The 25,084-nt window shown below is 62.1% G+C and carries 21 protein-coding genes; 11 read left to right on the forward strand and 10 right to left on the reverse strand.

Going from position 1 to position 25,084, the window contains the following annotated elements; genetic code table 11:
- The first annotated feature begins 45 nt into the window (after positions 1 to 45).
- Positions 46 to 876, forward strand: a complete 831-nt coding sequence (locus LDZ28_RS06830; RefSeq protein ID WP_244827930.1) for a squalene/phytoene synthase family protein — start codon at positions 46 to 48, stop codon at positions 874 to 876.
- A 269-nt stretch (positions 877 to 1,145) separates the two neighbouring features.
- Here the strand turns inward: LDZ28_RS06830 and LDZ28_RS06835 are convergent, their stop codons facing one another.
- Together LDZ28_RS06835 and LDZ28_RS06840 are read right to left on the reverse strand one after the other, a co-directional pair.
- On the reverse strand, positions 1,146 to 2,144 hold the full coding sequence (locus tag LDZ28_RS06835; RefSeq protein ID WP_244827931.1) for a DUF1501 domain-containing protein: 999 nt from the start codon (positions 2,142 to 2,144) through the stop codon (positions 1,146 to 1,148).
- Positions 2,145 to 2,156: 12 nt separating this feature from the next.
- The gene (locus tag LDZ28_RS06840; RefSeq protein WP_244827932.1) at positions 2,157 to 2,543 is read right to left on the reverse strand and encodes a hypothetical protein; all 387 of its coding nucleotides are present in this window, start codon (positions 2,541 to 2,543) and stop codon (positions 2,157 to 2,159) included.
- Positions 2,544 to 2,786: 243 nt separating this feature from the next.
- Here LDZ28_RS06840 and ompR point away from each other — a divergent pair, with 243 nt between their 5' ends.
- From ompR to LDZ28_RS06860, 4 genes are all read left to right on the forward strand, one after another.
- Positions 2,787 to 3,512, forward strand: a complete 726-nt coding sequence (gene ompR / locus LDZ28_RS06845; RefSeq protein WP_008349770.1) for a two-component system response regulator OmpR — start codon at positions 2,787 to 2,789, stop codon at positions 3,510 to 3,512.
- Between the two features lie 66 nt (positions 3,513 to 3,578).
- The gene (locus LDZ28_RS06850; protein ID WP_244827933.1) at positions 3,579 to 4,943 is read left to right on the forward strand and encodes an ATP-binding protein; all 1,365 of its coding nucleotides are present in this window, start codon (positions 3,579 to 3,581) and stop codon (positions 4,941 to 4,943) included.
- A gap of 194 nt (positions 4,944 to 5,137) precedes the next feature.
- Positions 5,138 to 5,686, forward strand: a complete 549-nt coding sequence (locus tag LDZ28_RS06855) for a peroxiredoxin (protein ID WP_244827934.1) — start codon at positions 5,138 to 5,140, stop codon at positions 5,684 to 5,686.
- Between the two features lie 107 nt (positions 5,687 to 5,793).
- The gene (locus tag LDZ28_RS06860) at positions 5,794 to 6,318 is read left to right on the forward strand and encodes a carboxymuconolactone decarboxylase family protein (RefSeq protein WP_244827935.1); all 525 of its coding nucleotides are present in this window, start codon (positions 5,794 to 5,796) and stop codon (positions 6,316 to 6,318) included.
- A 33-nt stretch (positions 6,319 to 6,351) separates the two neighbouring features.
- Here LDZ28_RS06860 and ispF read toward each other — a convergent pair whose 3' ends face one another.
- Both ispF and ispD read right to left on the reverse strand, forming a co-directional pair.
- Positions 6,352 to 6,843 (reverse strand): 2-C-methyl-D-erythritol 2,4-cyclodiphosphate synthase, encoded by a 492-nt coding sequence (gene ispF, locus LDZ28_RS06865; RefSeq protein WP_244827936.1) that lies wholly within the window; start codon positions 6,841 to 6,843, stop codon positions 6,352 to 6,354.
- A 38-nt stretch (positions 6,844 to 6,881) separates the two neighbouring features.
- Positions 6,882 to 7,541, reverse strand: coding sequence for a 2-C-methyl-D-erythritol 4-phosphate cytidylyltransferase (gene ispD, locus LDZ28_RS06870; RefSeq protein ID WP_370652114.1), 660 nt, complete (start codon positions 7,539 to 7,541; stop codon positions 6,882 to 6,884).
- A 238-nt stretch (positions 7,542 to 7,779) separates the two neighbouring features.
- Between ispD and mfd the strand changes: the two genes are divergently transcribed.
- From mfd to LDZ28_RS06885, 3 genes are all read left to right on the forward strand, one after another.
- Positions 7,780 to 11,256, forward strand: coding sequence for a transcription-repair coupling factor (gene mfd, locus LDZ28_RS06875; RefSeq protein WP_244827937.1), 3,477 nt, complete (start codon positions 7,780 to 7,782; stop codon positions 11,254 to 11,256).
- Positions 11,257 to 11,459: 203 nt separating this feature from the next.
- Positions 11,460 to 12,680 carry an acetylornithine deacetylase gene (argE, locus tag LDZ28_RS06880; protein ID WP_244827938.1) on the forward strand — a complete coding sequence of 407 codons (1,221 nt, stop codon included), beginning with the start codon at positions 11,460 to 11,462 and terminating at the stop codon, positions 12,678 to 12,680.
- Between the two features lie 29 nt (positions 12,681 to 12,709).
- Positions 12,710 to 13,711, forward strand: coding sequence for a threonine/serine dehydratase (locus LDZ28_RS06885; RefSeq protein WP_244827939.1), 1,002 nt, complete (start codon positions 12,710 to 12,712; stop codon positions 13,709 to 13,711).
- 174 nt (positions 13,712 to 13,885) lie between these two features.
- Here LDZ28_RS06885 and LDZ28_RS06890 read toward each other — a convergent pair whose 3' ends face one another.
- From LDZ28_RS06890 to LDZ28_RS06905, 4 genes are all read right to left on the reverse strand, one after another.
- Positions 13,886 to 14,704: an ABC transporter permease subunit gene (locus LDZ28_RS06890; protein WP_244828036.1), complete on the reverse strand. Its 819-nt coding sequence runs from the start codon at positions 14,702 to 14,704 to the stop codon at positions 13,886 to 13,888.
- A complete protein-coding gene (locus tag LDZ28_RS06895) occupies positions 14,704 to 15,612 on the reverse strand; it encodes an ABC transporter permease subunit (protein ID WP_244827940.1) in 909 nt (302 codons plus the stop codon). The genes LDZ28_RS06890 and LDZ28_RS06895 overlap by 1 nt, the downstream gene beginning before the upstream one ends.
- Complete coding sequence (locus LDZ28_RS06900) at positions 15,609 to 16,784, reverse strand: ABC transporter ATP-binding protein (protein WP_244827941.1); 1,176 nt, start codon at positions 16,782 to 16,784, stop codon at positions 15,609 to 15,611. The genes LDZ28_RS06895 and LDZ28_RS06900 overlap by 4 nt, the downstream gene beginning before the upstream one ends.
- A 131-nt stretch (positions 16,785 to 16,915) precedes the next feature.
- Positions 16,916 to 18,049, reverse strand: a complete 1,134-nt coding sequence (locus tag LDZ28_RS06905; protein WP_244827942.1) for a polyamine ABC transporter substrate-binding protein — start codon at positions 18,047 to 18,049, stop codon at positions 16,916 to 16,918.
- Positions 18,050 to 18,612: 563 nt separating this feature from the next.
- Here LDZ28_RS06905 and LDZ28_RS06910 point away from each other — a divergent pair.
- The 3 genes from LDZ28_RS06910 to LDZ28_RS06920 all read left to right on the forward strand — a co-directional run bounded on the left by LDZ28_RS06910 (position 18,613) and on the right by LDZ28_RS06920 (position 21,666).
- Positions 18,613 to 19,944 carry an Nramp family divalent metal transporter gene (locus LDZ28_RS06910; RefSeq protein WP_244827943.1) on the forward strand — a complete coding sequence of 444 codons (1,332 nt, stop codon included), beginning with the start codon at positions 18,613 to 18,615 and terminating at the stop codon, positions 19,942 to 19,944.
- A 166-nt stretch (positions 19,945 to 20,110) separates the two neighbouring features.
- Positions 20,111 to 21,409 carry a phospholipase A gene (locus LDZ28_RS06915; RefSeq protein ID WP_370652115.1) on the forward strand — a complete coding sequence of 433 codons (1,299 nt, stop codon included), beginning with the start codon at positions 20,111 to 20,113 and terminating at the stop codon, positions 21,407 to 21,409.
- Between the two features lie 56 nt (positions 21,410 to 21,465).
- The gene (locus LDZ28_RS06920; RefSeq protein WP_244825197.1) at positions 21,466 to 21,666 is read left to right on the forward strand and encodes a DUF1289 domain-containing protein; all 201 of its coding nucleotides are present in this window, start codon (positions 21,466 to 21,468) and stop codon (positions 21,664 to 21,666) included.
- Positions 21,667 to 21,856: 190 nt separating this feature from the next.
- Here LDZ28_RS06920 and LDZ28_RS06925 read toward each other — a convergent pair whose 3' ends face one another.
- Positions 21,857 to 23,449: an ABC-F family ATPase gene (locus LDZ28_RS06925; RefSeq protein ID WP_244825198.1), complete on the reverse strand. Its 1,593-nt coding sequence runs from the start codon at positions 23,447 to 23,449 to the stop codon at positions 21,857 to 21,859.
- Between the two features lie 189 nt (positions 23,450 to 23,638).
- Entirely contained in the window at positions 23,639 to 25,084 is a 1,446-nt protein-coding gene (thrC, locus tag LDZ28_RS06930) for a threonine synthase (protein ID WP_244825199.1), read from the reverse strand.

The following is a 25,084-nucleotide window of genomic DNA, read 5'->3' on the forward strand; positions in this document are numbered from 1 at the left end:
AGCCGGACGCCCCGCCCCACTTGGCCTACCCCACAAGCTCAGTTCGTGAATTTCGACGATTATTGCCAGCAAAAAGCCGCGCCCGAAGGCTCGGGCACTTACTACGCGCTCCGTCGCGCGCCCACGGCGCGTCAGCCGCTTTTGAGCGCGCTCTATGCGTTGCGGCGCGAACTCGAAGAGACCGTGAAGGAAACGAGCGACCCGACCATCGGGCGGACCAAGCACGCGTGGTGGCAAAACGAACTAGGCAAGCTCGATGCCGGTGAACCCACGCATCCCGTGACGAAAGCCTTGCTGGCGCACGCACCGTCCGCGGCGCAACCCGTGCTAGAAGATGCGGGCCGCGCGCTGATCGATGGCTTCGGCATGGATCTCGATCAGGCACGCTATCTGGACTGGCCAGGACTGCGTCGCTATCTGGAGCAGACCGGCGGCGCGTTCGGAACGGCGGTCGCGCGTGCGACCGCGCGCGATCCGGCGCAGGCCGCGTCGTGGGCGGCGCCGCTCGGTTCGGCGCTGTTGCTGGCCGAGCGCGTGCAGGAGATCGGCGACGACGCGCGACATGGACGCATCTACGTTCCTATCGACGAACTGCAGCGCTTTGGCGTGACGGCGGCGGACATCATCAATCGCAAATACAGCGATAGCTTCACGGAACTAATGCGCTTCCAGACCGAACGCGCCCGACGTGCGCTCGAAGATGCGCTTGCCGCAATACCGCCGGCCGAGCGTTCATCGCAACGTGTTTTGCGCTCGCAGGCGGCGCTGTCGCTTGCGCTGCTCGACGAGATCGAGCGCGAGGGTTTTCAGGTGCTGCATCAGCGGATAGCGCTAACGCCAATTCGGAAGCTCTGGATTACCTGGCGGACGCGATAGGTGCGTGGACAGCGCCTTTCATTGCTGTTGATTCTTCGGCGCGTCGATTGGACGCGGGGCGCAACGGGCTGACGTCGTCACCGCGATTCGAAGGCGCTCGTGAATACCGCTTCCGCCATTCGTGTCTGCAAACGGCCAATGCACGCGAATAAACCGCAGCGCTTGCGCAGCAGGCCCAATGCGGCTAGCGATCGGGTCGAACGCGTGAGCGGCGGCTCTTCAATGGCGCGAGCCGGAAACGGAAGACCGTTAGAACGAAGCAATAACGTCTACGCACGAATCAATGGCAGCGCGTCCGAAGACGGCCCCAGGCTCGCCACCGATTCGAGCTCCGCGCACGCGCTCAGAACCGTCGCATAAACCCGCCTGAAGTCGATGCCGACGCTCACGCCGCCATCGACGTCCAAGTCATCCAAACGCGGCGCTGCCCCATACAACCCGCCGCTCACGCTTCCGCCCAACACAAACTGCGGTGCGGCCGCGCCATGATCGGTGCCTCGCGCATCGTTTTCACGAGCGGAGCGCCCGAACTCCGAGTGACTCATCACGAGCGTGCTGCGCCAGTCGCCCGACGCGATCAACGCGCGTCGCAACGAAGCGAGCCCGTCCGCAAGCTGCGCCAACACACGCGCGTGCTTGGCCGCCTGATGCTCATGCGTATCGAACCCCGGTAGCGTAAGACGCACGAGCGCGACCTTGTCACGTTCAGCGCGCCCGACGATGAAACCCGACGCCGCATCGCATGAAGCGGCAAACGAAGCGCGTGCCTGCCCGATCCATTCGACCGCGCGGCCGGCATTTGCGAAAGGCCCCGCCTCCGCCGTGCCAACGACGCTCGCACGCGTTGCGTCCGAACGCGCAAGCCAGCCATCGCGGCGATATTCGGCGGCGCTCGAAGCCGTATCCCAGATTTCGCGTGAGCGAAAATGCGAGCGGCTGGAGCTCGCATACCCCACGCCCTGGACGATGGCCAATTCGCGCGCTTCCCAAGCTGGCATCAACGCGAGCAAGGAAGGATGCAGCCCGGTTTGCTCATTCAGATGCAAGACATGCTTGCGCGGGATCGCAAGCGTCGGCCTGAGCGCGCGATAGCGATCATCGTTGAGCGGGATGAGCGGGATGACCGTGTTGAGGCCGTCATTGCCGCCGCTGAGTTCGACGAGCACCAACGTCTTGATCGAACGTCGCGCACGCGCCGCGGCGAATCCGTCCGCGCTCGCGCCACCTGCAAGCGCGCTGGCAATCTGCATGAAGCGGCGTCGGTTCATCGCGGCTCGCGCTCAACGCTTGTAGAGATCGCGCACGGCCTCTTCGATATGTTGACGCAAGAGGCGCCGCTCATCGGCGGTCATGACGGTATGGCGCGGAGGACGCGCGGGCGGTGCCTGATCGACCTGCTGAACAGGCTGCATCGTGGCGGCTTTGGTGTCGCGGTCGGGAAGATTGCCGTTCTTGGACGAGCGCTGCTGCGCGCGAATCATACGGCCGTCGAAGCGATTCGGCCGGGTGTCGGACGTGGTGTCGAAAGCGGTTGAGGGACGCGCGAAGCCCGGCGTCTGGGCGAAAACATGGTGCGTGCTCAGGATGGCGCAGAGCGCGCTGGCGAGAAGCGTTAGCTTGAAGATGCGCTCGACGCGCACGGGTCCGCGTTGCCGCGCTCCCAACATGTTTTTCCCTTCGTTGCTCGACAACCGGACAGCCTCATTCTTTTAGCGCACGTCTCAAAAGGCTTGGTCCGGCCAAATGACGCGCTGGTCTAATGGAGTATCTACCGAATGGCGGGCTTAGGTAAGGGAGTGTACGCATAGAACCTTTTGGGCGTGCCACAGTCGCCGTAAATTTTGTAACGGACTGTTACACTCGCTTTTGTTACAAACTCGACGATTGAACAAACGCGCTAAGATGCCGCCATGGAAACCAAGAACCCATCCAAAATTCTCGTCGTCGACGACGACCCGCGCCTGCGCGATTTGCTGCGCCGTTATCTGGGCGAGCAAGGCTTCAACGTGTATGTCGCGGAAAACGCGCCGTCGATGAACAAACTCTGGGTGCGCGAGCGCTTCGATCTGCTCGTGCTCGACCTCATGCTGCCCGGCGAAGACGGTCTTTCCATCTGCCGCCGCCTGCGCGGCAGCAACGACCGCACGCCGATTATCATGTTGACGGCCAAGGGCGAGGACGTGGACCGCATCGTCGGTCTGGAAATGGGCGCGGACGACTATTTGCCGAAGCCGTTCAATCCGCGCGAACTCGTCGCGCGCATTCACGCGGTGCTGCGCCGCCAGACGCCGTCGGAGTTGCCGGGCGCGCCGTCCGAAACCACCGAGGTATTCGAGTTCGGTGAATTCGCGCTGAATCTCGCCACGCGCACGCTTACCAAGAACGGCCAGGAAATTCCGCTGACCACGGGCGAATTCTCGGTGCTGAAGGTGTTTGCACGGCATCCGCGTCAGCCGCTCTCGCGCGAAAAGCTGATGGAACTCGCGCGCGGCCGTGAATACGAAGTGTTCGACCGCAGTCTCGACGTACAGATTTCCCGCCTGCGCAAGCTGATCGAGCCGGACCCGAGCAGCCCGCGTTTCATCCAAACGGTGTGGGGCCTGGGCTACGTGTTCATTCCCGACGGCGCGGCCTGATGCCTCATGCTTTGACGCGAGTCCGCCACGCTTTTTTTCCTCCATCGAGCCGAACCCGATAGACCCATGCGCATCGACAGGCGGCTACTGGCGCTTGCGTTCGGCGGCCTGTTCTGGCGAACCTTCGCGCTGATCGCGCTGCTCATCGCGGTCAGTCTCACGGCATGGTTCCAGAGCTTTCGAGTGATCGAGCGGGAGCCGCGCGCGCAGCGCGTGGCGCTTCAGCTCGTCGCCGTGGTCAAGCTCACGCGCACGGCCCTGCTCTATTCCGATCCCGATCTTCGTCGCGCGCTCCTGCAGGATCTGGAGAGCAACGAAGGCGTGCGCGTGTATCCGCGCGAGACCACCGACAAATACCGCCTGCAGCCGGATGAATCGCTCAACCGTCTGATCGAGCGCGACGTGCGCGGACGCCTTGGCAACGACACGATCATCGCGCAATCCGTGAACGAGATTCCCGGCGTGTGGATCAGCTTCAAGATCGACGACGACGACTATTGGGTTGCGCTCGACCGCGATCAACTGGATACCGTCACCGGTCTGCAATGGGCCGGCTGGGGCGTCTTCGCGCTCGCGCTGTCGCTCTTCGGCGCGGCGTTTATCACGAGTCTCGTGAACCGGCCGTTCGCGCGACTGGCGCTCGCCGCGCGCAAGGTCGGTTCGGGACAATCGCCCGAGCCCTTGCCGGAGCGCGGCATGGGCGTCGCCGCGGAAACCAATCGAAGCTTCAACCAGATGGTGCAAGACCTCGAACAGCTCGAAGCGGACCGCGCGTTGATGCTCGCGGGCATTTCGCACGATCTGCGCACGCCGCTCGCGCGTTTGCGGCTCGAAACCGAAATGAGCCCGTCGGACGAGGCCACCAAGCTCGCGATGATCGACGACATCGAACAGATGGACATGATCATCGGGCGCTTCCTCGACTACGCGCGGCCGATGCAGCGCATGCCCGAGGCCGTCGATCTCTCGATGATCGCGAGCGAACTCGTCGCGCGCTTCCAGGCCGACGAAGGCGTCGTGATGCGCACCGACCTCGCGCCCGGCGCGGTGATCGAAGGCGACCCGACGGATGCGCGCCGCGTGGTCGGCAATCTGCTCGAAAACGCGCGCAAGTACGGGCGCAGCGAGCAGGACGACATCGCGCGGATCACCGTGCTTACGCGCGTCACGCATGGCAAGGTCGAACTCTCGGTGATGGACGAAGGCCGCGGCATCCCCGACGACCAGGTCGCGCTCATCACACGGCCCTTCTATCGTGTCGACGCCGCGCGCACGCAGGCGAACGGCACGGGTCTCGGCATGGCGATCGTGCAGCGGCTCGTCTCGCGTCAGCGCGGCACGTTGCGCCTGCGCAATCGCACGCCGCTTGCGGGCTTCGAAGTCACCATCGATTTCCCGGTGATGAAAGGCGCGCGTTTCGACGGCGTCTGACACCTCCCGCGTTTCCTGGAAATTCGTCAAAAACTATTTGAAGTTATAGTCAAATACTATTGCTTCGATTTAGTGATACGCTTAATATGGATTTGTGCAGCGCGATGGCATGACGATTGTTTTCATGTCCGCGTTACGAAGATTCAGTAGCCTCATTTTGCGTTTGTCCTTTCAACGAACACAGGAGTCACTGCATGAAGACCGTTGGCGATAAAGTCGAAGCATTCACCGTCACCGCTGCCAAGCCGGGTTTCAATCACCACGAAGAAAACGGCCAGTCGGCATTCGAAGAAATCACCGAGCAGTCGTTTCCGGGCAAGTGGAAAATCATCTACTTCTACCCGAAGGACTTCACGTTCGTCTGCCCGACTGAAATCGTCGAGTTCGGCAAGCTGGCGAAGGACTTCGAAGACCGCGACGCCATTTTGCTCGGCGGCAGCGTCGACAACGAGTTTGTCAAGCTCGCATGGCGTCGGGAGCACAAGGACCTGAACAAGCTGAACCACTACTCGTTCGGCGACGTGAAGGGCGAACTCATCGACCAGCTCGGCGTGCGCGACAAGGAAGCCGGCGTGGCGCTGCGCGCGACGTTCATCGTCGATCCCGACAACGTCATTCAGCACGTCTCGGTCAATAACCTGAACGTCGGACGCAATCCGGAAGAAGTGCTGCGTATTCTCGACGGCCTGCAAACGGACGAACTCTGCCCGTGCAATCGCGCGGTCGGCGGCTCGACGCTCTGATCGCACGAGCCTTTAAGCGCCTCGGGCAACGCCCGTAGCCCGCCCTCTTTCGAGCGCCCGCTTGGAAGCCGGCGGGCTTTATTGACGCCATCGAATAAGGAGAACGCATGGAATTCCTGTCATCGATCAAGGAGCTGGTGCCGGACTACGCGAAAGACATTCGCCTGAATGTCGACGGGACGATCGCCCGTTCGTCGCTGGAAGGCAACGACGCGGTCGGCGTCGCGCTCGCCGCCGCGTATGCCGCGAAGGCGACGAAGATCGTGAATATCATCCGCGAGTCGGGTGTCATGGCGCCGGAAGAAGTCAATGCCGCGCTCACGGCGTCCGCGCTGATGGGCATGAACAACGTCTGGTATCCGTACCTGGAGATGGCCGACAACGCCGATCTCAAGACGCAGCCGGCTGGACTGCGCATGAACGCGTATGCATCGCACGGCGGCGTCGACAAGCGGCGCTTCGAGATGTACGCGCTCGCGGCGTCGATCATCGGCAAGTGTCACTTCTGCGTGAAGTCGCACTACCAGAATCTCGTCACCGAAGGCATGTCGACGACCCAGTTGCGCGATGTCGGGCGCATCGCGGCCGTGATCAACGCGGTGGCGCTCGCCATCGAGGCCGAGGCGAAGTAAGCCCTTGACGCCACGCGCGCGTGGCGTTCGATTTCAACTATCGATCGACGTGCGCCGCAACAGCACCGCGGCCTGCGCCTCGATACCTTCCTTGCGGCCGAGATAGCCGAGCTTTTCGTTGGTCTTCGCTTTCACGTTGACGCGATCGACGGCCAAGTCCAAGTCTTCCGCGATATTCGCGCGCATCGCCTCGATGTGCGGCGCGAGCTTCGGCGCCTGCGCGATGATCGTGCTGTCGATATTGGCGATGGCGAAACCCGCTTCCGACACGCGCTTGAACGCTTCGCGCAGCAGCACGCGGCTGTCGGCGCCGGCGAATTCCGTCGCGGTATCCGGAAAGTGCCGGCCGATATCGCCGAGCGATGCCGCGCCGAAGAGCGCGTCGGTGATGGCGTGCAGCAGCACGTCCGCGTCCGAATGGCCGAGCAGGCCGCGTTCGTAGGGAATCGTCACGCCGCCGATGATGAGCGGGCGGCCCTCGACGAGCTGATGTACGTCGTATCCCTGTCCGATTCTGAAATCCATCGATGCAACCTTGCTGTAGAAAGTGTGTGTCGGAGCCGTCAGGCCTTCGTGGCGAGCATCGCGCCCGCGAGCGCGAAGTCTTCCGGATAGGTCACCTTGAAGTTGCGCAGGCTGCCCTGAACTAATCGCGGCGAGTGGCCGAGCCATTCGACTGCGCTCGCTTCGTCCGTGAGATCGTGACCGTCGTGACGCGCACGTTCGATCGCTTCGCGCAACATGCCAAGGCGGAACATCTGCGGCGTTTGCGCCTGCCAGAGCCCGTCGCGCGATTCCGTGCGGGCGACACGCGGGTGGTCATCCGCTGCATCGGGCATGCTCGGTGCGACCCGTTTCAGCGTATCCGCGACCGGCAATGCGAGAATGCCGCCCACGGCGTCGTGACGCAGGGCGCCGACGAGCTTGCGAATCAGTTCCGGCGTGATGCCGGGACGCGCGGCGTCGTGGACGAGCACCCAGTCGTCGTCGCGTGCGCCGAAATCGGCCAGCGCGACGAGACCGTTATACACCGATGCCTGTCGTGAAACCCCGCCACAGCGCTGCACCGCGAAGCGCAGGCCGGCAAACCGGCGCGCATCGAAGTGATGATCGTCGGGAGCGAGTACGACGAGGGTCTGCGAGAATTCGGAACACGCGTCGAAGGCGGATAACGTGTAACCAAGCATCGGGCGGCCCGCGACGGTCTGATATTGCTTCGGCATGGGTGCGCCGGAGCGGCTGCCGTTGCCGGCGCACGGAATCAGCGCGAACAGGCGCGAGGTAGTGGCGGGTGAAATCGTTGGCGCAGTAGACGGCGCATTTGACGAATTTGCAGTCGTAGTCACGGGCAGATCACTGAGCCAGGTCAAAGTGGAGCCCGGATTTTATAATAGGTCTTTAGCGACCACGTCCGGCGCGTCCTCGAAGAGGGCGAAAGAGCCGACGGTTAATTGCATATATATGTCCTCGAAAGCCGTCAACGCGCAGTCCAGTTCTCCCATCCCGCTCGTGAAGGCGGGTCAGCGCTTTGTCTTCGACGGCGCGCCCGGTTCATCCGATGCCCTCGCCATCGCGCGTTATTACACGGCTAATCGCGAGTCCGTGCGGCTCTTGACGGTGCTCTGCGCAAGCGCGGTCGATGCGCAACGCCTCGCAACCGAAATCCCCTATTTCGCGCCGGATGCCCGCGTGCGTCTCTTGCCGGACTGGGAAACGCTGCCGTACGACACGTTCTCGCCGCATCAAGACCTCGTGTCCGAGCGTCTCGCGACGCTGCACGATCTCGGCGAAGGACGTTGCGACATCCTGCTCGTGCCGGCGACCACGGCGCTTTATCGCATGCCGCCCGCTTCGTTTCTCGCGGCTTACACGTTTTCGTTTACGCAGGGCGAGCGCCTCGACGAAAGCAAGCTCAAGGCGCAGTTGACGCTGGCAGGTTACGAGCACGTGAGTCAGGTCGTGCGTCCCGGCGAATATTGCGTGCGCGGCTCGCTGATCGACCTTTATCCAATGGGCTCGCCGCTGCCGTATCGCCTCGACTTGTTCGACGATCAGGTCGATTCCATCCGCGCCTTCGATCCCGACACGCAACGCAGCCTGTATCCCGTGCGCGACGTGCGCCTCTTGCCGGGCCGCGAATTTCCGTTCGACGAAGCCGCGCGCACCGCGTTTCGCAGCCGCTGGCGCGAAGTGTTCGAGGGCGATCCGAGCCGCTCGCAAATTTACAAGGACATCGGCAGCGGCGTGCCGTCGGCGGGCATCGAATATTACTTGCCGCTCTTCTTCGACGACACCGCAACCCTCTTTCACTATCTGCCGGAGAACTCGCAACTCGCGTTCGTCGGCGACATGGATGCCGCGATCAAACGCTTCACGGCCGACACGAAGCAGCGCTACAACTTTCTTTCGCATGACCGCGAGCGGCCTTTGCTCGAACCGCGCCGCCTCTTTCTCAGCGACGACGACTTTTTCACGTTCGCCAAGCCATTCGCGCAACTGAAGTTCCCGGCGTCGCCCGAAGGCGGCTGGGCCGTGCCGCTGCCAGGGCTTGCTATCGACCGCCACGCGGACGAACCGTTGCTCGCGCTGCGCCATTATCTGGAGCAGACCGAAAACCGCGTGATGCTGGTCGCGGAATCGGCGGGACGGCGCGAAGCCATCCAGCAATTGCTCGTCGATAACGGCCTGCGCGGCGAACTGCGCGACACGTTCCAGGAATGGCTCGGCGCGGATGCCAAATTCACGCTCGGCATAGCGCCGCTGGCGAACGGTTTTTCGTTGCCGGAAGCGAAGCTGTCTATCGTCACCGAGACCGAGCTCTACGGGCCGCTCGCGCGCCGCGCCGGACGCCGCCGCCAGGAACAGGCGAGCAATGTCGATTCGATGGTGCGCGATCTCGCCGAACTGAAAATCGGCGATCCGGTGGTACACGCGCAGCATGGCATCGGCCGATACATGGGTCTCGTGTCCATGGACCTCGGCGAAGGCGAAACCGAGTTTCTGCACCTTGAATACCAGAACGACGCCAAGCTCTACGTGCCCGTCGCGTTGTTGCATGTGATTTCGCGCTATAGCGGCGCCGATCCCGAAAGCGCCCCGCTCCACACGCTCGGTTCGGGCCAATGGGAAAAAGCCAAACGCAAGGCCGCGCAGCAGATTCGCGATACCGCAGCCGAACTGCTCAACCTCTACGCCCGCCGCGCCGCGCGCGAAGGCTACGCGTTCAAGCTCGATCCACGCGACTACGTAAAGTTCGCCGAGAGCTTCGGCTTCGAGGAAACGCCCGACCAGGGCGCCGCGATTGCCGCGGTCATCGGCGACATGACGAGCGGCAAGCCGATGGATCGGCTCGTGTGCGGCGATGTCGGCTTCGGCAAGACGGAAGTGGCCTTGCGCGCGGCGTTCATCGCGGTGATGGCGGGCAAGCAAGTGGCGATACTTTCCCCCACCACGCTGCTCGCCGAACAGCATACGCAGACTTTCACCGACCGCTTTTCCGACTGGCCCGTGCGGATTGCTGAACTGTCTCGCTTCAAGAGTTCGAAGGAAGTCACGCAGTCTATCGCGCAGATCAACGAAGGCAGTGTGGATATCGTCATCGGCACGCACAAGCTGTTGTCGTCGGATGTGAAGTTCAAGCGGCTCGGGCTCGTGATCATCGACGAGGAACATCGCTTCGGTGTGCGGCAGAAGGAAGCGCTCAAGGCGTTGCGTGCGGAAGTGGATGTACTCACGCTCACCGCGACGCCCATTCCACGCACGCTCGGCATGGCGCTCGAAGGCCTGCGCGACTTCTCCGTGATCGCGACCGCGCCGCAGAAGCGCCTTGCCATCAAGACCTTCGTGCGGCGCGAGGAAGACGGCGTCATTCGCGAAGCCATGCTGCGCGAGCTGAAACGCGGCGGGCAAGTCTACTTCCTGCATAACGAAGTGGAAACCATCGAGAATCGCCGTTCCATGCTCGAAGCACTCGTGCCCGAAGCGCGCATTGCCGTGGCGCACGGCCAGATGCACGAGCGCGAACTCGAACGCGTGATGCGCGATTTCGTCGGCCAGCGCGCGAACGTGCTGCTGTGCACGACCATCATCGAAACGGGTATCGACGTGCCGAGCGCGAACACCATCATCATGCATCGCTCGGACAAGTTCGGACTCGCGCAGCTGCACCAGTTGCGCGGGCGTGTCGGGCGTTCGCACCATCAGGCTTATGCGTATCTGCTCGTGCACGACCCGCAGTCGCTGACCAAGCAGGCGCAGCGCCGGCTCGAAGCCATTCAGCAGATGGAGGAACTCGGCTCGGGCTTCTATCTGGCCATGCACGACCTCGAGATTCGCGGCACGGGCGAAGTGCTCGGCGACAAGCAATCGGGCGAGATTCACGAGATCGGTTTTCAGCTTTACACCGACATGCTCAACGACGCCGTGCGCGCACTGAAGGAAGGCCGCGAGCCGGATCTCAACGCGCCGCTCGCCGCCACGACCGAGATCAATCTGCACGCACCTGCCATCTTGCCCGCCGACTATTGCGCGGACGTACAAGAGCGTCTTTCGCTCTACAAGCGGCTTGCGAACTGCGAATCGAGCGATGCCATCGACGGCATTCTCGAAGAGCTCGTCGACCGCTTCGGCAAGTTGCCGCCGCAAGCGCATGCGCTCGTGGAGACGCATCGGTTGCGGCTTGCGGCGAAGCCGCTCGGTATCTCGAAGATCGACGCCAACGAGAGTTCCATCGGCTTGCAGTTCGTGCCGAATCCGCCTGTCGATGCCATGAAGATCATCGAGATGGTGCAGAAGAACAAGCACATCAAGCTCGCGGGACAGGACAAGTTGCGCATCGAAACGCGCAGCCCCGATCTCGCGGTGCGCATTGCCACGGTGAAGGAAACGTTGCGCGCGCTCGGCGCGCCGGTGCGGCAGTCGGCGGCCGTGGCGCGCTAGGTTCATCCGGCGCGTTGGTATCGACGGGAGACACGGCGCGCACATCGACCGGAAGAAGGATCAAGCGCCCGGCCCAACGCACCCCGTCATTGCCGCTCTTTTGAAAGGCAGTGACGGGAGCCATGCCGCAGCGCATATATTGACCAGAAGGTCAGCAAGCGTGGTTTCGGCTATGATCGGCTTCTACCCCGCAGGAGCGAAAAATGTCCCAAATCGCCGCTGAGGCGCAACAAGCCACGACCTCCGCCACGCCTCAATCCTTACCTTGGATCGAACGTCTCGTTTCCTTCGATACAGTCAGCCGCAATCCCAACCTCGGCCTCATCGAAACCGTGCGCGACGAACTGCGCAAGGCGGGTGTCGAAGCCAGCATCACGACCGATTCACGCGGCCAGTGGGCCAATCTCTTCGCCACGGTGCCCGCGCACGACGGTCAGACGAACGGCGGCATCGTGCTGTCGGGACACACCGACGTAGTGCCGGTCGACGGTCAAAACTGGAAAAGCGACCCTTTCAAGCCCGAAATCCGCGATGGTCTGCTCTACGGTCGCGGCACCTGCGACATGAAGGGGTTTATCGGCGCGGCGCTCACAATGCTGCCGAAGATGCAGGCGACAAAGCTCGCCAAGCCGATCCACTTCGCGCTTTCGTTCGATGAAGAAGTAGGCTGCGCGGGCGCGCCGCTCATGATCGCCGACTTGCAAAAGCGCGGCGTCAATCCGGATGGCTGTATCGTCGGCGAACCGACTTCCATGCGCCCGGTCATCGCGCACAAGGGCATCAACGCGTTCCGCTGCTGCGTGCGTGGCTTTGCGGCGCATTCGTCGCTTACGCCGAAGGGGCTGAATTCGATCGAGTACGCCGCACGCCTCATCTGCTTCATTCGCGACGTCGCCGATGAATTCCGCGCCAAGGGCCCGTTCGACGAGTTCTACGACGTACCCTTCACCACCGCGCAGACGAGCACGATCAAGGGCGGCAACGCGCTCAACACCGTGCCCGCGGAATGCACTTTCGACTTCGAATTCCGCAACTTGCCGACCATCGACCCGGACCCTATCTTCAAGCGCATCGAAGCGTTCGCGCGCGACACGCTCTTGCCGAAAATGCAGAAGGAGCACGAGAACGCGGCCATCGAATTTTCGAAGATCGCCGCCGCGCCCGGACTCGACGCCACCGAGCAGGCCGCCATCACGCAACTCGTGCGCGCGCTCACCGAGAATCAGGAGAAGCGCAAGGTCGCTTACGGCACCGAAGCGGGACTTTTCGCGATTGCGGGCGTGCCGAGCATCGTGTGCGGACCGGGCAACATCGAACAGGCGCACAAGGCGAACGAATACGTGTCGCTCGACCAACTCGTCGCTTGCGAAGCGTTTCTCGGCAAATTCATCCATAGCATGTCGGTCGAAGCACAGGCGCGCTAGTCATCGACCGTCGCACGATCCATCGAGCCATGTCCACAGCAACGCATTCCGACCATACGATCGACGGCACGCCCATTCCGACCCTCGACGAGATCGCCGAGCAGCATATGGCGCTTACGCCCTGGGTAGCGCGCACGCCGATCTTCGAGCGGCACGATTTTCCGACGCTCGAAGGCACACCCGTCACGTTCAAGTTCGAGCTGCTGCAGGCAAGCGGCACGTTCAAGGCGCGTGGCGCGTTCTCGAACATCCTCGCGCTCACCGACAGCGAACGCGCGGCAGGCGTGACGTGCGTGTCGGCGGGCAATCATGCGGTCGCGGTGGCTTACGCGGCGCAGCGCATGGAAGTGGGCGCGAAGGTGGTCATCACGAAGAACGCCAGTCCGACGCGCATCGCGCTTTGCCGGCGCTTCGGCGCGGAAGTCGTGCTGGCGGAAAATGTGATCGAGGCCTTCGAGATCGTGCGGCGCATCGAGGCCGAGGAAGGACGCTTCTTCGTGCATCCGTTCAATGGTTATCGAACGGTGCTGGGCACGGCGACGCTCGGTTACGAGTGGACGTCGCAGGCGCCGGATCTCGATGCGGTCATCCTGCCAATCGGCGGTGGCGGGCTGTCCGCCGGCGTTTCGACCGCCATGCGTCTCGCCAACCCTTCGCTGCATGTCTATGGCGTGGAACCGGAAGGCGCGGATGCGATGAGCCGCAGCTTCGCCGCCAATCACACGATCAAGCTGAGTTCCCTGCACAGCATCGCCGATTCATTGATGGCGCCGCATACCGAGCAATACAGCTATGAACTGTGCAGGCGACATATCGACGAGATCGTCACCGTATCGGACGACGCGTTGCGGCACGGCATGCGGCAGTTGTTCAACGAACTGAAGCTGGCTGTGGAACCGGCGTGCGCGGCGGCGACCGCTGCGCTGCTCGGACCGTTGCGCGAGCGTCTGCAAGGCAAGCGCGTGGGCGTGTTGCTGTGCGGAACCAACACGGACCCGGCGACGTTCGCGACGCATTTGGCGAGTACGTGAAGTGCCATTGCAGGCGCTGCGTGGAACTGAAGCATCTGGCAATTGCTCGATGCTCACAGTGACATCGTAGGTAAAAAGCGGCTTGAACCGGCGCTTGCCGTGTTCAGGCGAACACGCGGAAAAGCGCCACTCTCGCGGTTCCTCGTCAACGAGAGCAGACTAACGCGCCTGCGTTCACAGTACCTCGGCCAGCCTTCTGCGCTCATTGCGCTGCATGAAGTAATTCGCGGCGATCACCCCGACCGTCACCAGCGCGATGAACAACGTCGCGAGCGCATTCATTTCCGGATTCAGCCCCAGCCGCACGCGCGAAAACACGACGAGTGGCAGCGTGGTCGATCCCGGTCCCGACAGAAACGCGGAAAGCACGAGATCGTCGATCGACAAGGTGAACGACAGCAGCCAACCCGCCACGAGCGCCTGCGATATCAGCGGCAGCGTGATCGCGAAGAACACGCGCAGCGGTGTCGCGCCGAGATCGAGCGCGGCCTCTTCCAGCGACGGATTCAGCTCCCGCACGCGTGACTCCACGATGATCGCCACATACGAGATGCATAGCATTACGTGGCCGATCCAGATGGTGAAGAGCCCGCGCCCCGCCGGCCAGCCGATCAGCTTGGCCATCTCCACGAAAAGCAGCAGCAACGAGATGCCCTGAATGACCTCGGGAATCACGAGCGGCGCGTTGATCATGCCCGTGTAGAGCGTGAAGCCGCGAAAGCGTCCCATGCGCGCGAGCACGAACCCCGCCCACGTGCCGATCACGACCGACGCGCACGCCGTCAGAAACGCGATGCGCAACGACAGCCATGCCGCCGCGATAAGCTCGTCGTCGTACCAGAGCGCCTTGTACCAGCGCAGCGAAAACTCCGTCCACACGGTGACCAGCTGCGACTCGTTGAACGAATAGACGATCAGACTGAGGATGGGGATATACAGAAACGCGAACCCGATTCCGAGCGCGGTGATCTGCAGCGGACGGCTCGGCTTGATCATCGTTTCTCCTCCAGTTGCTTCGCCTGGAAGTGCTGGAAAAGCGCCATCGGCACGAGCAGGAGGAGCACCATCGCGCAGGTGACTGAGGATGCCATCGGCCAGTCGGCGTTATCGAAGAACTCGTTCCACATGACGCGGCCGATCATCAAGGTATCCGCGCCGCCGAGCAGCTCGGGAATGACGTATTCGCCCACCGCCGGAATGAACACGAGCAGACATCCGGCCATAATCCCGTTCTTCGACAGCGGCAAGGTAATCTGCAGGAACGCCTTCCAGGGCTTGGCGCCGAGATCGTAAGCGGCTTCGAGCAAGGTGAGATCCATCTTCACGAGATGCGCGTAAAGCGGCATGACGAGAAACGGCAAGTACGAATACACCATGCCGATATAAACCGCGACATTCGTGTGATAAAGCTCGATTGGCGAATGGATGAGGCCGATCGACATCAGGAAGTTGTTGAGCAAGCCGTTGTTCTTGAGAATGCCGATCCACGCGTAGACGCGTATCAGGAACGACGTCCAGAACGGCAGCATGACGGCCATCATCAGCAGATTGCGCGAGGCCGGATTCGCCCGCGCGATGTAATACGCCATCGGATAGCCGATCACGAGGCACAGCAAGGTCGAAACCGCCGCGACCAGCAGCGAATTCATGTAGGTCGCGAAGTACAGGCTGTCGGTGACGAGAAACGCGTAGTGCGAGAAATCGAGCGCGATATTCAGCACGCCCTCTTTCAACGCCACGATATCCGTGTACGGGGGAATGCCGAGCTGGCTGTCCGCGAAGCTGATCTTCACGACGAGCAGGAACGGCACGAAAAATAGCAGCAACAGCCACAGGAACGGCCCGGCGATGACCGCGGTGCGGCCGCTCACGCCCATGCGGTCGAGCAGTTTCATCATCATGCCGTCAGCACCACGCCCGCCGACGCGCTCCAGCGCACGTAGACTTCATCGTCGAAAGTGGGGGAATCGATTTCGCCGAGCGCGAGGCTCGATACGTTCGCGACCACCGTCTTGCCGCTTTCGAGCGTCACGTGATAGAGCGTATAGCCGCCCATGTAAGCGATATTCGTCACATGCCCGCGGCCCCAGTTGAACGCGCCCTCGGGCGGCTTTCTCATGAGCGCGATACGTTCCGGGCGCACCGAGATGGTCACCGGCATGCCGAGCGGCCCGGTAATGCCGTGGTTCACATAGAGCCTGACCGGCAGTTCCGGCGACTCCACGAAGATATGGTCTGGCTCGTCCTCGACCACGTTGCCGTCGAAGAGATTGGTCGAACCGATGAACTGCGCCGAGAAGCGGCTGTTCGGATACTCGTAGACCTCGTGCGGCGTGCCGATCTGCACGATACGCCCTTCGCTCATCACGGCGAGGCGCCCGGCCATGGTCATCGCCTCTTCCTGATCGTGCGTGACCATGATGCAGGTGACGCCCACCTGATCGAGGATGTTGACGAGTTCCATCTGCGTGCGCTGGCGAATCTGCTTGTCGAGCGCGGACATGGGTTCGTCGAGCAAGAGCAGCTTGGGACGCTTGACGAGGCTGCGCGCGAGCGCCACGCGCTGCTGCTGGCCGCCCGACAACTGATGCGGCTTGCGCTTCGCATACTGGCCCATCTGCACGAGTTCGAGCGCGGCTTGCACGCGCTCCTTGAGTTCGCCGCCGCGCACGCCTTCCTGCTTCAAGCCGAATGCGACGTTCGATTCCACGCTCATGTGCGGAAAGAGCGCGTAGGACTGAAACATCATGTTCACCGGCCGGCGATACGGCGGCATCTGCGCGAGGTCTTCGCCTTCGATCAGAATCTGCCCTTCGGTGACGGTCTCGAGCCCGGCGAGCATGCGCAACAGCGTGGACTTGCCGCAGCCGGAACTACCGAGCAGCGCAAACAGTTCGCCCTTCGCAACCGACAGGTCGACGCCCCTCACGGCCACCGTCTCGCCGAACTTCTTCACGACGCCGACGACCTGCACGAAGTTGTCGTCCGACACGAGTCCGGTGGACGGAAAATTGTCCGGCGCTTGTCTGCCGGAATTAGGCGCTGCCTTCAACGCGCTCGACTGCTCACTCATGATTGCCTGTTCGACTCCCGCAACGTGTCCTTCATCGATGACTTCGTCTGCCCGGCTACGCGACGATCACGAACAAAGCCCCCGGAGGTCCAGGGGCTTCGTCGGTTCAAAGCATAACCCGCTTTTGCTAACTAGCGGCCGGATTTGAGTTCGGTCCACAAGCGCGTCTGCAGACGCTGGATTTCGGGCGGCAACGGCTTGAGCAGGAACAGCGTCTTGATGACCTCTTGCGGCGGATAGACAGCCGGATCGTTCGCCACGTCCTTGTCGACGTACTTGCGCGCTTCGAGGTTCGCGCTCGGGTAATACACCGCATTCGTGATCGCGGCGTGCACCTGCGGCGTCTCGATGTAGTTAATCCACTCGTGCGCGGCGTCCTTGTTCTTCGCGTCCTTCGGAATGGCCATCACGTCGAACCACACCGGCGCTCCGCCCTTCGGAATGTAGTACTCGATCTTGTAAGCCTTCTTCGCGTCCACGGCGCGATGCTTGGCAATGACGACATCGCCCGACCAGCCGTAGGTGAAGCACACGTCGCCGCCCACCAGGTCGTTGATGTAGCCCGACGAGTTGAATTGCGTGATGTACGGGCGAATCTTCTTGAGCATCGCGAGCGCCTCGCGATAATCGGCGGGATTCGTGCTCATCGGGTCCTTTCCGATGTAATGCAGCGCGGCGGCGAACATCTGGTCGGGTGCATCCAGCACGGACACGCCGCACGCCTTTAGCTTCGAAATGTTCTCGGGCTTGAAGAGAATGTCCCAGTTATTGAGTTCGACGTTCGCGCCGAGTATTTTCTTTACCTTGTCGACGTTATAGCCGAGGCCGGTCGTGCCGTACGCCCAGGGCACCGTGTACTTGTTGCCGGGGTCCGCGCCTTCCACGAGCTTCATCAGTTCGGGATCGAGATACTTGAGGTTCGGCAGCTTGGACTTGTCGAGCGGCGCGAAAATGTTTGCCGCGATCTGCTTGCCCGCGTAGTTGCTCGTCGGCACGACGATGTCATAGCCCGAATTGCCCGTCAGCAGTTTGGCCTGCAGCGTGTCGTCGCTGTCGTAGTTGTCGTACTTCACCTTGACGCCGGTTTGCTTGGTGAAGTTGGGGATCGTGTCCTTGGCGATGTAATCCGACCAGTTGTACACGTTGAGCTGCGTGTCTTTCGCCGATGCCGTGAGGGACATCAGCGGCAACAGCGTCGCCGCGCACGCCAGCGCGCCCGCGAATTTGGCCAGCTTGGCCACGGGGGCCGCCAGTTTCTCGTTCATCTCGTTTCTCCCTTGTTCCGACTGTCGACGGCGTCGTGTCGGGCCCGGCTCTCAAGGAACGGCCCGCGAACCCCATAAAAACCCGAAAACTACCATTAAACCGAAGCACGACAAAAATAATGTCCGGCTTGTCGCGCGAATCTCACGTGCGTCGAGGGCAGCCGCCTGGTCATAAGGCCTGCCCGTGCCACGGTTCATTGATCTGCTGTACCGAAAGTGCGCGCATTTTAGCGTCTAATGTCGCCGTGCGACACCTGATAAAACCACACTCGTCAAAGGGAACCACGCCGCGAAAGCATCGCGAAATGTCATTATCGATGGAAGGGACTTGAGGCATCCACGTGCGACCGTCGCTCGTAAAGACAGAAGAGCAGCGCGACGGCACGGGTTGAGCCCAATTCCTTGCCTGACGAATAGCCAGCGGAACACTCGTTGCTAGCCAATTCGGATGTGCGTTGATTTTTCCCACGCATTCTCAACCGGCAACGCGTGCGCTCGTGCCGCGGCTTCAGAAGCCGTGACACGACAGCGCTGTTGCAACGCTATTCAAGGCAACCGACCGCATGAACACCAATCCGTCCGCGCTTGCGCAGCTTTCGGCTACCGAGCCCGACGTACCGCCTCAATCCGGCAATCGTCAAGACCGGCCCCGCGCGCCGCGCGGCCGCTGGTACACGTTCGTCGGCGCGGGTTCGCTCGTCGCGGTCGGCTACATGGACCCGGGCAACTGGGCGACGGCGCTGGCGGGTGGCGCGCGTTACGGCTATCAGTTGCTCTTCGTCGTGCTGCTCGCGAGTCTCATGGGCATGCTGCTGCAATGGGTGGCGTCGCGCGTGGGCGTCGTCGCCGGCCGCGATCTCGCGCAGTTGTGCCGCGAGCGCTATAGCCGCCGCACGACGCTCGTGCTGTGGCTCGCGTGCGAAATCGCCATCATCGCGTGCGACGTGGCCGAAGTCGTCGGCAGCGCGGTCGCCTTGCAGATGCTGTTCGGCGTCTCGCTGACCGCAGGCGTGTTGTTCTCGGCGGTCGGCACTTTCATCATGCTCGCGTTGCAAAGCCGTGGACAGCGGCCGCTCCAGCGTGCCATCACGGCGATGATCCTTTTCGTCGGCTTCTGTTTCGTCGTCGAACTGGCGCTGGCGCATCCCGTCTGGAGCGATGCCTTGCGTGGCTTCGCGCCCCCGCGCGAGCTTCTGCGCGATGCCGGCATGCTCTGGCTCGCCGCCGGCGTGCTGGGCGCGACCGTCATGCCGCACAACCTTTATCTGCACTCGGCGCTGGTGAAGGAACATGCCCCTCACCACGACGACGCAACCATCGGCCGCGCGCTCAAGGGCGTGAATATCGACACGTTCGCATCGCTCGGGCTGGCGTTTATCGTCAATGCGTCGTTACTGGTGGTGGCCGCGTCGGTGTTTCATGCAAGCGGCCACTTCGATGTCGATGATCTCGCGGACGCGCATCGGCTCATCGCACCGCTCGTGGGAAGCCACTGGGCGGGCATTGCGTTCGCCGCCGCCCTGCTCGCGTGCGGCTTGAACGCGACGGTCACGGGCACGCTCGCCGGTCAGGCAGTGATGGAGGGCTTCCTGCAGCTGAAGATGGCGCGCTGGGCGCGGGCGCTTTTGACGCGCTCGCTTGCCATCGGCCCGGCGCTTTTCGCCGTCGCGAGCTTCGGGCAGCACGGTTCGAATACACTGCTGGTCGCGACTCAGGTCGTGCTGAGTCTGCAATTACCGCTGGCAGTGATTCCGCTCGTGCGCTTCGCTTCCGATGCCGGTCTCATGGGACGCTGGCGCGTCGCCCGCGTGCCGCTTGCACTTGCCTGGGCTTGTGCAGGACTGATTCTTGCACTCAATGGCGCGCTGTTGTGGCAGATGGTGGGTTCGGTCTGAGCGAAAGGCGTTGGTATCGGCGTCGGCGCCTGGGCAATCCTCCCGCGCGCTTGAGCAAGAAATGCCTGCAAGCGCGATAGTGCGAGTGCCCAACCAATGACTCGGCACAGCGCGCCGCGTCAGCAGCCCTGCCGCACACCCCGACAACAAAACGCCAAACTACCCGATGCATCGTCCAAATTCGTTTGTTTTGCCGACACTCCTTCGTGCGGCTCATGCCCAAACCGGCGCTCGGCGCCGTCTACGCGCCGCGACGTTCGCCCTTGCTACGCTGAGTGCAGCGAGCACGGCGCATGCCACTGTCTCCGTGCTGCAACCGGCACGCGAAGCGGCGGCGTCGCAGCCGCTCGAAATCACGCTGCTTTATACCGATGACGGTAGCAAACCGCTTTCCATCGATGTGCCGAAGCAACTGACGGTGAATCTCACCAATGGCGATCTGCCGCCTGCGCCACTCACGCTCGCCCGCGATCCGAAGGTGCCGGACCATGTGCGCCTCGCGCCTGGGCAGTATCGCCGGGTGCGCTTTACGGCTGCGTGGCCCGAAAGCGCGCGCGGCACGATGAAGATCGATCCGGTCGGCTTCGATGCTTCACCCATGCTCGTCACGCTCAACCGCGGCAATACGCAGACGCAGGTGGTCGCCGCCGAGAAACGCGAAGCGCAGGCGACGACGCCCGCGCAAATGGCCACCGCCACCGCCGCCGCGAACACGACGGCCGTGCCGACGACGACCATCGACACCATGCTGTCCGGCCGCCTTTCGACCTTCGAGCCGATGTACTTCGCCGATGGCGAAAACGGCGACAATCTCGCCAAGTTCCAGTTCAGCTTCAAATACCGGCTGCATCTGCCGGACGACCCGCGCTCGCGCGGCTTCCTCGACAATCTCTACTTTGCGTACACCCAGACGACCATCTGGAACCTCTCCGCGCCGTCCGTCCCGTTTCGCGATACGAGCTATCAGCCGCAGCTTTTCTACTACGTGGAAGACACGGGCGTGAAGAGTCCGTTGTTCACGCGCATGGGCGTGGCGGCGGGTATCGGGCATGAATCGAACGGCAAGAGCGGCGATGAATCGCGCGCGATCAACATCATGTTCGTGCGGCCGACGTGGGATTTTGGCGACCTGAACGGCGAGCATCTGACCATCTCGCCAAAGATCTATTACTACTTGTCGAGAAGCGGGAATCATGACATCGCGGATTATCGCGGCTACACCGACTTCCTGGTCAAATACGGCAGCCCGGATGGGTGGCAGCTCGCGACGACCTTGCGCAAGGGCACGAAGCACTGGTATGGCAGCGTGGATTCGCAGCTCACCTACCCGCTGGCGAAGCTGATCGGCAGCGCATGGGGCGGTTATGTGTTTGCGAGCTACTTCAACGGTTACGGCGAAGATATCCTCGATTACAACCAGCGGCGTCACTGGATCGCGCGAATAGGCTACAGTATTGCCCGCTAATGTCTTTCAATGCGCGCGTCATGGCTTTCGTATGGCGCGCGGCAATCAACGAATCCATGTCTTCGAATCTCCACGATCTTCCTGATAGTCCCTGCATCGGCGTGTGCTCCACGCTTTTCGACGACATCTGCAAAGGCTGCGGCCGCACGGCGGGTGAAGTGTCGAATTGGGTGTTTCTTTCCGATGCCGAGAAGCAGGCCGTGTGGGAGCGGATCAGGCGTGAAGGGACGGCGATGCGGTTTAGGAAGCCAACGTGAACCGGCTCGGCTAAAATGGTTTTGGCGGACCCGGTCGAGCAGCATCCGCCTCAGTCATGGCGAAACCCGGGATGGGCTGCCGATGCGGGGTTGCTGGTTTCCCGACACAACAAAACCAGCGTCATAACCAATAAAAAAGCCGCGCATACGTCTGTATGCGCGGCTTTTGTTTGCAATGCCGACTGCGGCTTTACTGAATGCCCTGACTCGACAAGAAGTCCTCGTAATTCCCACCGAAGTCGCGCAATGTGCCATCCGTCTTCACTTCGATGATCCGGTTCGCCAGCCCGCTCACGAACTCGCGGTCATGCGACACGAAGATCAGCGTGCCTTCGAACTTGTCGAGTGCAATCTGCAGCGATTCGATGGACTCCATGTCCATGTGGTTGGTCGGCTCGTCCATGAGCAGCACGTTATGGCGGCCGAGCATGAGCTTGCCCCAGATCATGCGGCCCTTCTCGCCGCCCGACAGCACCTTGACGTTCTTCTTGATGTCGTCCGCGTTGAAGAGCAGGCGCCCGAGCGTGCCGCGCACCATCTGGTCGTCATCGCCTTCCTGACGATACTGGTCGACCCAGTCGGTCAGCGTCTCGTCCTTCGGAAACTCTTCGTAAGTGTCCTGCGGCATGTAGCCGACGTTCGCGTTCTCCGCCCACTTCACGCGGCCGCCGTCCAGGTCGAGCGCGCCCCTGAGCGACTTCAGAAGCGTGGTCTTGCCCGCACCGTTTTCGCCGATGATGGCGATCCGCTCGCCCGGCTGCACGCTCAGGCTGAAGTTCTGAAAGATCGGGCGGTCGTACTTCTTCGTGATGCCCTCGGCCACCACCGCGATGTTGTGCAGCTTCTTCTCGAACTCGAAGCGGATAAACGGATTCTGCCGCGACGACGGCTTGAATTCCTCGATCTTGATCTTGTCGATCATCTTGAGACGGCTGGTCGCCTGACGCGCCTTCGACTTGTTCGCCGAGAAGCGGCGCACGAAGTCCTGCAGGTCGGCCACGCGTTCCTTCGCCTTCGCGTTCGCGTTCTGCTGACGCTCGCGCGCCTGCGTGCTCGCCAGCATGTAGTCGTCGTAGTTGCCCGGCCAGAGCTTGAGCGTGCCGTAATCCATGTCCGCCATGTGCGTGCAGACCTGGTTCAGGAAGTGTCGATCGTGCGAGATGATGATCATCGTCGAGTTGTACTGGTTGAGCACGTCTTCCAGCCAACGGATCGAGTTGATGTCCAGGTTGTTGGTCGGCTCGTCCAGCAAAAGCACGTCCGGTTTCGAGAACAGCGCCTGCGCCAGCAGCACGCGCAGTTTCCAGCCTGGCGCAACGTTGCTCATCGGGCCATTGTGATCGGCGATATCGATGCCGATGCCAAGCAACAATTCGCCCGCGCGCGCTTCGGCCGTATAGCCGTCGTATTCGGCGAACTTCGCTTCGAGGTCGGCGGCGCGCATGTAGTCGTCGTCGGTGGCGTCGGGGTTCGCGTAGATCGCGTCGCGCTCGGTCATCGCGGCCCACATTTCGCTGTGACCCATCATGACCACATCGAGCACGCGCATGTCTTCATACGCGAACTGGTCCTGACGCAGCTTGCCCAGACGCACGTTCGGCTCGAGCATGACGTTGCCCGAACTCGGCTCCAGATCGCCGCCCAGGATCTTCATGAAGGTCGACTTGCCGCAGCCGTTCGCGCCGATCAAGCCATAGCGGTTTCCCTCGCCGAACTTGACCGAGATGTTCTCGAAGAGGGGCTTGGGCCCGAATTGCATGGTGATATTGGCGGTAGACAGCACGGCGCGTCCTTTGAATGATGTACGGCGAAAAACCTATGATTTTAGCAGATTTTGGTGGCGATTCTGGCCGGGAGCGGCATGAGCCTTGGCATCCCGGCAGATTACGCGGATCAAAAAACATCGGGGCGCCGGCCGAACCGGCCGCGCCCCGCGCTCAACCGCTCTCGATCCGCGCGCGGCGGATGCGCTTTAAGTCCGTTCAGCGATAAACGCCTTCACCACGGCTGCATCCGCAGGAACGATATCGAACCTTTGTGGCAGTTTTTCAAGTCCCACGAACGCGACGGGACGCTCCGGCTCGCGGTTCAACGCCTCGCGGATGGTCTCGCCGAATTTGATCGGCTGCGCGGTCTCGAGCACGATCATCGGCACGCCGGGTTTGAGGTTCTCGCGAGCAACCTTCACGCCGTCGGCGGTGTGCGTGTCGATCATCGTGCCGTAACGCTCGAACACATCGCGAATGGTGTTCACGCGGTCGTCGTGATCGCTCTTGCCCGACACGAAGCCGAATTGCTTCACCCGCGCAAAGTCGCCGCTCGCCGCGAGATCGAAGCCGCCCTTCTCGTCGACGTCGCGGAACAGTTGCAGCACGCGCGCCGGGTCGCGGCCGAGCAGGTCGTACACAAAACGCTCGAAGTTCGACGCCTTCGAAATATCCATGCTCGGGCTGGTCGTGTGATACGTCTCGTCCGCGCCGCGCACGCGATAGATGCCCGTGCGGAAGAATTCGTCGAGCACGTCGTTTTCGTTGGTGGCGACCACGAGCTGATCGATCGGCAGACCCATCATGCGCGCGATATGCCCCGCGCAGACGTTGCCGAAGTTGCCCGACGGCACCGTGAACGACACGCGCTCGTCGTTGCTCTTCGTCGCGGCAAAATAGCCCTTGAAGTAGTACACGACTTGCGCGACCACGCGTGCCCAGTTGATCGAATTGACCGTGCCGATCTTGTGCTTCGCCTTGTAGGCGTGATCGTTCGATACGGCCTTCACGATGTCCTGGCAATGGTCGAAATTGCCTTCGACCGCGAGGTTGAAGATGTTCGGGTCTTGCAGCGAGAACATCTGCGCCGTCTGAAACGCACTCATCTTTTTATGCGGCGAGAGCATGAACACACGCACGCCGGTCTTGCCGCGCATGGCATATTCGGCGGCGCTGCCGGTATCGCCCGACGTTGCACCGAGAATGTTGAGCGTTTCGCCGTGCTTTTCCAATGCGTACTCGAAGAGATTGCCGAGTAGTTGCATTGCCATGTCTTTGAAGGCGAGCGTCGGACCGTTCGACAGTTCGAGCAACGACAGCGGCGTGCCGTTCTCCATGCCCAGCGTCTTCAGCGGCGTGATCTGCGCGGCGCTTTCTTCGTGGCGCACGTTGCTGTAGACCTGCGCGACGTAAGTCTTGCGCGTAAGCGAACGCAGGTCGTCGGCGGGAATGTCATCGCTGAATTTCGACAGCACTTCGAAGGCGAGATCCGCATACGACAGCGTGCGCCAGCGCGCGAGTTCATCGGCCGATACGCGCGGATATTCCGCCGGCAGATACAGACCGCCGTCCTTTGCGAGACCGCCGAGCAAGATGTCCGAGAACGTGTGGCGCTCGTTCGAGCCGGCGCCGCGCGTCGAGATGTAGTTCAT

It is taken from the genome of Caballeronia sp. TF1N1, from assembly GCF_022878925.1.
Classification (GTDB): Bacteria; Pseudomonadota; Gammaproteobacteria; order Burkholderiales; family Burkholderiaceae; genus Caballeronia.